This window comes from Streptomyces sp. NPDC004561 (assembly GCF_053602155.1).
Genome location: NZ_JBSGDB010000432.1, coordinates 1 through 7,480, shown reverse-complemented (window position 1 = coordinate 7,480; position 7,480 = coordinate 1). Strand labels below are relative to the sequence as shown.

5 protein-coding genes and 2 pseudogenes are annotated in these 7,480 nt (G+C 71.9%); 1 reads left to right on the top strand and 6 read right to left on the bottom strand.

Going from position 1 to position 7,480, the window contains the following annotated elements; translation table 11 throughout:
• Positions 1–148 precede the first annotated feature (148 nt).
• The 6 genes and pseudogenes from ACWEN3_RS36765 to uvrC all read right to left on the bottom strand — a co-directional run.
• Positions 149–733 (bottom strand): annotated as a pseudogene (locus ACWEN3_RS36765) (hypothetical protein); the annotation flags it as partial.
• Positions 732–1,937: pseudogene (locus ACWEN3_RS36760) on the bottom strand (M14 family metallopeptidase); the annotation flags it as partial. The pseudogenes ACWEN3_RS36760 and ACWEN3_RS36765, both read right to left, overlap by 2 nt.
• Positions 1,938–2,111: 174 nt before the next feature.
• Complete coding sequence (whiA, locus tag ACWEN3_RS36755) at positions 2,112–3,101, bottom strand: DNA-binding protein WhiA (protein ID WP_400134956.1); 990 nt, start codon at positions 3,099–3,101, stop codon at positions 2,112–2,114.
• The gene (locus ACWEN3_RS36750) at positions 3,092–4,183 is read right to left on the bottom strand and encodes a gluconeogenesis factor YvcK family protein (RefSeq protein ID WP_452980135.1); all 1,092 of its coding nucleotides are present in this window, start codon (positions 4,181–4,183) and stop codon (positions 3,092–3,094) included. Before ACWEN3_RS36750 ends, whiA begins: the two co-directional genes overlap by 10 nt.
• A complete protein-coding gene (gene rapZ, locus ACWEN3_RS36745; RefSeq protein WP_452980132.1) occupies positions 4,180–5,196 on the bottom strand; it encodes an RNase adapter RapZ in 1,017 nt (338 codons plus the stop codon). The genes ACWEN3_RS36750 and rapZ overlap by 4 nt, the downstream gene beginning before the upstream one ends.
• Positions 5,193–7,301: an excinuclease ABC subunit UvrC gene (gene uvrC / locus ACWEN3_RS36740; RefSeq protein ID WP_452980129.1), complete on the bottom strand. Its 2,109-nt coding sequence runs from the start codon at positions 7,299–7,301 to the stop codon at positions 5,193–5,195. The genes rapZ and uvrC overlap by 4 nt, the downstream gene beginning before the upstream one ends.
• On the opposite strand from uvrC, the gene ACWEN3_RS36735 reads away from it, so the two are divergent.
• On the top strand, positions 7,300–7,480 hold a 181-nt coding region (locus ACWEN3_RS36735; protein ID WP_452980126.1), incomplete at its 3' end, for a hypothetical protein. The genes uvrC and ACWEN3_RS36735 overlap by 2 nt on opposite strands.

The following is a 7,480-nucleotide window of genomic DNA, read 5'->3' as shown; positions in this document are numbered from 1 at the left end:
CGGGCGCGCTGCTCACCGGCACGGTCAACGTCGTGGCGGGCGGCGCCCTGGTGCTGGGCCTCTTCCGCCGCGACCTGACCCGCCGCGCCCGCTGGGACCCTCTTGAGCGGAGAGGGACCCCACCCGGCCGAATTCCACGTCCGGACGCTCAGACGGTCTGCCCGTCGTCCCCGTCGCCGGACGAGACCTTGATCCCCTTGAGGATGTCGTCGATCACCGACGTGTTCTGCCCGACGTCGATGCCGAACCGCACCACGACCATCTGCTTGGCGTCGTTCGGCGAGGGGAAGGCGACCGACTCGACCAGGCCGTCGGCGCCCTTGCTGGTGACCGCCTTCCAGCGCACCAGATAGCCCTTCTGCCCGGCCACCGTCACCGCCTGGGAGGCCAGCACCTGGTGCGAGGTGACGCTGCCGTAGGTGTCACCGCCGTACGACTCCTTGGCGTTGGCCGCGATGTCCGCCTCGGCGACCTGCTCCGCGGTGGTGCCGTCGATGTTCAGCGCCTGCGCCGGAGCGGAGTAGGCGCCGCCCGCGGTGCACGTCTGGGAGCTGTTGCCGGGGCACTTGTAGGAGCTGTCGGAGGTCACCTGCGCCCCGACGCTGATCGTCTGCCCGGTCCAGCCCTGGGGCACCGGCAGGCTGATCCCGTTGACCGGGTCGGGCACGGTCCCGCCGCCCTTGACCTTGGGCGCCTCGGACTTCGGCGAGGGCGAGGCGCCCCCCGGGCCGCCAGGCGTCGTTGGGATCGACGTTCGCCGCGGTCTGGCAGGTCGACATCTCGGGGGTGAACATCGCCATGCCGTTGACGTTCGACGCGTGGCCGTCCGCCTCGCCGTTGGTGGTGTACAGCTCCGAGGAGACCTGCGAACGGTAGCCGGGGATCGCCGGGTTGCCGGGGGTGCCGGCGAGCGCCTTGTAGAGCACGTCGTCCGGGGTGGGGGTGGCGACCTGCCAGCCCACGCCGTAGAGGAGGAGTTCGGCGGCGGAGTGGTAGTTGATGCCGTACGTGAACCCGATCCGTTTCTCGAAGTCGTCCAGCGCCCGTGTCTCCGGCTCGGACTCGGGGCTCGCGCCGCGGTAGGTCTCGCTGGTGGGGTCGGGGGACGAACCCTCGTCGTCGTAGCCCCACTTGTAGGCGAAGTTGCGGTTGAGGTCCACACCGTCACCCGTGCTGATGACACCGTCCCCGTTGACGTCCCGCAGGTTCTTGCGCCACAGGCGGGTGGCGGGGCTCTGGAAGGTGTAGTCGTAGCCGTCGGGGTTGGCCGAGAGGACGAACCACAGCTCGGTCGAGTCCACGACCTTCTTGATGCGCCGGTCGGTCTTGTAGTGGTCCAGGTAGTAGTGCATCAGCCGGCGGGTCATCTCCGGTGTGATCCACTCGCGCGCGTGCTGGTTGGACACGTACAGCACCGACGGCTTGGAGCCGTCCCTGGACTTCTTCGCGTTCCCGGTCAGCTTGAGCGCGAGGATGTCCTGACCCCGGACCGTCCTGCCGATGGACTCCACCTTGGTCAGGCCCGGGTTGGCCTGGGCGGTCCGGAGGACCTCCTCCTTCAGGCCGCCGCTTCCGCCGTACGGGCGGAACACACCCTGGGCTGCGCCCCGCACGTGCGCCGCCGCTCTGGCCGAGAGGGTGTGCTCGGTGAGGCCGACGCCCTGCTTCCTGAGGCTCGCGGCCTGCCTGTCGGTGAGGTAGACCTCGACCTCGGACTTCCCGCCCGCCTTGACCTGCTCACCGAGCTCGTCGCCGTCCTGACCGGCCTTGAGGAGCAGGGGTAACTGCTTCTGGGTGACATCGGCACGGAAGACCTTGACCTCGTCCGGGTCGGACTTCGCCGGACTTCCGCTCTGCGCCTGGGCGATGGGTGCGAGGCTCGCTCCGCCGATGAGAAGCGCGCCTACAGCGAGGATCGATCTCGCTCTGTGTCTCATGAACCCCCCTCGCGGTGGTCCGCCACAACGGCGAACAGGTTGCCAGGCTCATGTCAGTCCATGATCGAGTCAAGAGCGACTCATGGCCATGCAAACAGGGTTGTCCCAGCCGGCGACAAGCCGGTGCCGGCGGCCTCAACTGGCCCCCGGCACCGGCGAGTCGACGTCGGCCGGTCAGCCCACGAGGTTGTCCGCCAGCTCCTCCGTCAGGTTGGCCTCCGTGCCCGGGATGCCCAGATCGGCGGCGCGCTTGTCGGCCATGGCCAGCAGGCGGCGGATCCGGCCGGCGACCGCGTCCTTCGTCAGCGGCGGGTCGGCGAGGGCGCCCAGCTCCTCCAGCGAGGCCTGCTTGTGCTCCATGCGCAGCCGCCCGGCGGCGGCGAGGTGCTCGGGGACCTCGTCGGCGAGGATCTCCAGGGCACGCTGCACTCGGGCGCCCGCGGCCACCGCCGCGCGGGCCGAGCGGCGCAGGTTGGCGTCGTCGAAGTTGGCGAGCCGGTTGGCGGTGGCCCGCACCTCGCGCCGCATCCGGCGCTCCTCCCACGCCAGCACCGACTCGTGCGCGCCGAGCCGGGTCAGCAGGGCGCCGATCGCGTCACCGTCCCGGACGACCACCCGGTCCACACCGCGCACCTCACGGGCCTTCGCGGCGATCGACAGCCGGCGGGCGGCGCCGACCAGCGCGAGCGCGGCCTCGGGGCCGGGGCAGGTCACCTCCAGGGAGGAGGAGCGGCCGGGCTCGGTCAGCGAGCCGTGCGCGAGGAACGCCCCGCGCCAGGCCGCCTCGGCGTCGCAGGTCGCACCTGAGACCACCTGCGGGGGCAGCCCGCGGATCGGGCGGCCGCGGCCGTCGACCAGACCCGTCTGGCGGGCGAGCTGGTCACCGCCCGCGACGACCCGCACCACGTAGCGCGAGCCGCGGCGCAGGCCGCCGGGCGCCATCACGATCAGCTCGGAGCTGTGGCCGAAGATCTCCAGGATGTCGCGCTTGAGACGGCGGGCCGCCATCGCGGTGTCCAGCTCCGCCTCGATCACGATGCGCCCACTCACCAGGTGGAGGCCGCCGGCGAACCGGAGGATGGCGGAGACCTCCGCCTTCCTGCAGCAGGTCCGGGTGACGGGGAGCCGGGAGATCTCGTCCTTCACCGCTGCCGTCATCGCCATGGGCCGATCCTTCCATGCATCCGAAAAATACGGTCGTACGCGGCGGCCAACAGCTCCGGGTCGTGCCGGGGCGTTCCGTCGGTCCGGGCCACCGGCGCCAGCTCGACCGCCGCTCCCAGCCGCTTGGCGGCCTCGGTGAGCAAGTCGCGGTCGGGCACGGCGGCCTCGTCGGCCAGCACCACGTCCAGGGCGAGTTTAGGGGCGTGTCGCCCCAAAACCTCCAAATGACGCTGCGGGGAGAAGCCGTCGGTTTCTCCCGGCTGCGGGGCGAGGTTCAGGGACAGGACCTTGCGGGCCTTGGTCTCCGTCAGGGCGTCCAGCAGCTCGGGGACGAGCAGATGCGGGATCACCGAGGAGAACCAGGAGCCGGGGCCGAGCACCACCCAGTCCGCGTCGAGGACCGCGGCCAGCGCCTCCGGGACCGCCGGCGGGTCGTTCGGCACGAGATGCACCGACTGCACCTCACCGGGCGTGAGCGCGACCGTCGCCTGCCCGCGCACGGTGTCCACGTCGTCCGGACGCTCCGGGTCGTGCCCCTTGACCAGGGCCTGAAGCTCCAGCGGTACGGCGGACATGGGCAGCACCCGCCCGTGCGCGCCGAGCAGCTTGCCGACCAGGTCCAGGGCCTGCACGTGGTCGCCGAGCTGCTCCCACAGGGCGACGATCAGCAGATTGCCGACCGCGTGCTCGTGCAGGTCGCCCTGGGACTGGAAGCGGTGCTGGATGACCCGGGCCCAGGTCTGGCCCCAGTCGTCGTCGCCGCACAGCGCGGCCAGCGCCTTGCGCAGGTCGCCGGGCGGCAGCACGCCCAGCTCGTCGCGCAGGCGCCCGCTGGAGCCGCCGTCGTCGGCCACCGTGACGACGGCGGTGAGATCACCGGTGATCCGGCGCAGCGCGGCCAGCGAGGCGGACAGGCCCATGCCGCCGCCGAGCGCGACCACCTTGGGCTGCGCGCCCCGGCGGCGCGGCCGGGCCCCACGGGCCTCTGCCGGGCGCCCGGCGCGGGTCTCGGCCGGGCGGCCGGCTCGCGCGTCCGGCACCATCCGGCGCAGCCGGCCCAGCCGCCGTGTACGTTCCGTCATTCCCGTCCCATGTCCCGGTGTACGACCACCGTCTCCACACCCTCGGCCGCGAGGCGCGCGGCGAGCTTCTCCGACATCGCGACCGAGCGGTGCTTGCCGCCGGTGCAGCCGATGGCGATGGTCACATACCGCTTGCCCTCGCGCCGGTACCCGGCCGCGATCAGCCGCAGCAGCTCCGCGTACCGGTCGAGGAACTCCTTCGCGCCCGGCTGGTTGAAGACGTAGGCCGCGACCTCCTCGTTGAGGCCGGTGAACGGGCGCAGCTCCGGGACCCAGTGCGGGTTGGGCAGGAACCGCATGTCCGCGACCAGGTCGGCGTCGACCGGGAGGCCGTACTTGAAGCCGAAGGACATCACGGTGGCCCGCAGCTCGGGCTCCTCCTCGCCGGCGAACTGGGCGTCCATCTTGGCGCGCAGCTCGTGCACGTTGAGGCTGGAGGTGTCGATCACCAGGTCGGCGTCGCCGCGCAGCTCGCGCAGCAGCTCCCGCTCGGCGGCGATGCCGTCGACGATGCGGCCGTCGCCCTGGAGCGGGTGCGGGCGGCGCACCGACTCGAAGCGGCGCACCAGCGCCTCGTCGGAGGACTCCAGGAAGACGATCCGCCGGGTGACGTGCTTCGCCTCCAGGTCCGCCAGGGACTCGCGCAGGTTGTCGAAGAAGCGCCGGCCGCGGACGTCCACGACGACCGCGATCCGCGCCACGTTGCCCTGGGAGCGGGCGCCCAGCTCCACCATGGTGGGGATCAGGGCGGGCGGCAGGTTGTCGACGACGAACCAGCCGAGGTCCTCCAGACACTTCGCGGCCGTCGAGCGGCCGGCTCCGGACATGCCGGAGATGATCACCAGCTCCGGGATGGCCGCTTCGGGGACACCCGCTGTCTCGCTGCCCGTACTCACCTGTGCTCCGTTGTCCTGGACCGCGTCCTGGCCGGCCTGCTGCCGGACGGCTTCCCCGGCCGGGTCGCCGTGCGCCTGATCGCGGTCCGCTGTCTGCTGTGCGTCGTGCTCGGTCATGTCTCCTGCCCCCGTCGTTCGTCCGGGGGGCCCGCGGTCACGGGCTCCCCCGAGGAGCCCGCCGTCGTCTCGGGCTCCTCGTCCTCCATGATCTCTCCAGTCGCCGTGTTCACGGCGGGTGCGGCCGGAGCCGCCTGGGCGAGGGCCGCGGCGATGGTCTCGGCCGTCTTCCGGCCTATCCCCGGCACCTCCTGGATCTGTTCGATTGTGGCGGACCGCAGCCGCTTCACCGAGCCGAAATGCTTGATGAGCGCCTGTTTGCGGGTGTCGCCGAGGCCGGGCACGTCGTCCAGGGGGCCGGCGCGGAAGCGCTTGGCGCGCTTGGTGCGCTGGTAGGTGATCGCGAACCGGTGGGCCTCGTCCCGGACACGCTGGAGCAGATAGAGGCCCTCGCTGGTGCGGGGCAGCACCACCGGGTCGTCCTCGGCGGGCAGCCAGACCTCCTCCAGCCGCTTGGCGAGGCCGCAGACGGCGATGTCGTCGATGCCCAGCTCGTCCAGGGCCCGCTGAGCCGCCGCGACCTGCGGCTGCCCGCCGTCGACCACGACGAGCTGGGGCGGGTAGGCGAACTTTCTGGGCCGGCCGTCGTCGTCCTTGAGGGAGGTGCCGAGCGGCTCGCCGCCGGGGAGGGCGCTCTCGTTGTCGGGGAGGGCGCTGTCGCCGTTCGAGGAGGTCTCCTCGCCGTCCGCCCACTCCCCCGTCCGCTCCTTCTCGGCGAGGTACCGCCGGAAGCGGCGGGTGATCACCTCGTGCATGGAGCGGACGTCGTCCTGGCCGGCGAAGCCCCTGATCTGGAAGCGGCGGTACTCGCCCTTGCGCTGCAGGCCGTCCTCGAAAACCACCATCGAGGCGACCACGTCGTCTCCCTGGAGGTGCGAGATGTCGTAGCACTCGATCCGCAGCGGGGCGCTGTCCAGGTCGAGGGCCTCGGCGATCTCCTCCAGGGCGCGCGAACGGGTGGTGAGGTCGGAGGCGCGCCTGGTCTTGTGCAGGGCGAGGGCCTGCAGGGCGTTGCGCTGCACGGTCTCCATCAGCGCCTTCTTGTCCCCGCGCTGCGGGATGCGCAGCGACACGCCGGACCCGCGGCGGCCGGTCAGCCACTCCTGGACCGGCTCGACCGGCTCGGGCAGCGCCGGGACCAGGACCTCCTTGGGGACGGCGTCGCCGGTCTCCTCGCCGTACAGCTGTTGCAGGGCGTGCTCGACCAGGGCGCCGGTGGTGACCTCCTCGACCTTGTCGGTCACCCAGCCGCGCTGGCCGCGCACCCGGCCGCCGCGCACGTGGAAGATCTGCACGGCCGCCTCCAGCTCGTCCTCGGCGACGGCGATCAGGTCGGCGTCGGTCGCGTCGGCGAGCACGACCGCGTTCTTCTCCATGGCCTTCTTCAGGGCCCCGATGTCGTCGCGCAGCCGGGCGGCCCGCTCGTACTCCATCTCCTCGGCCGCCTCCGCCATCTGCCTCTCCAGACGGCGGAGGTAGGTGCCGGTGCGGCCGGCCATGAAGTCGCAGAACTCGTCGGCCAGATCCCAGTGGTCCTCGGGGGTGATCCGGCCGACGCAGGGGGCGGAGCACTTGCCGATGTAGCCGAGCAGGCAGGGCCGGCCGGTGCGGGTGGCGTTCTTGAAGACGCCCGCCGAGCAGGTGCGCACCGGGAAGACCCGCAGCATCAGGTCGACGGTGTCCCTGATGGCCCAGGCGTGCCCGTACGGCCCGAAGTACCGGACGCCCTTCTTCTTGTGACCGCGCATCACCTGCACGCGCGGGAACTCCTCGTTCATCGTCACCGCGAGGTACGGGTAGCTCTTGTCGTCGCGGTACTTGACGTTGAACCGGGGGTCGAACTCCTTGATCCAGGAGTACTCCAGCTGCAGCGCCTCGACCTCGGTGGACACCACGGTCCACTCCACGGACGCGGCGGTGGTCACCATCGTCCGGGTGCGCGGGTGCAGGTTCGCCAGGTCCTGGAAGTAGTTCGCCAGGCGCTGGCGCAGGCTCTTCGCCTTTCCGACGTAGATCACCCGGCGGTGCTCGTCACGGAACCTGTACACCCCGGGAGAGTCCGGGATGTCTCCCGGCCTGGGGCGGTAGCTGGAGGGGTCGGCCATGTCTCACACCCTACTGGCGCGCACCGACACCGCGGCGGGCCTGTGGACAACGCCCGCACCCGTACTGCGCTCGGCTCGTCCCGGGCCGGCCGCCCGCGGCGGCCCGGCCCCTCCGACGGGCGTGATCCGGTCATGCCCGGCCCCCGCCCGCCGCTCCCGCGACCCGGGCGGGCCCCTCG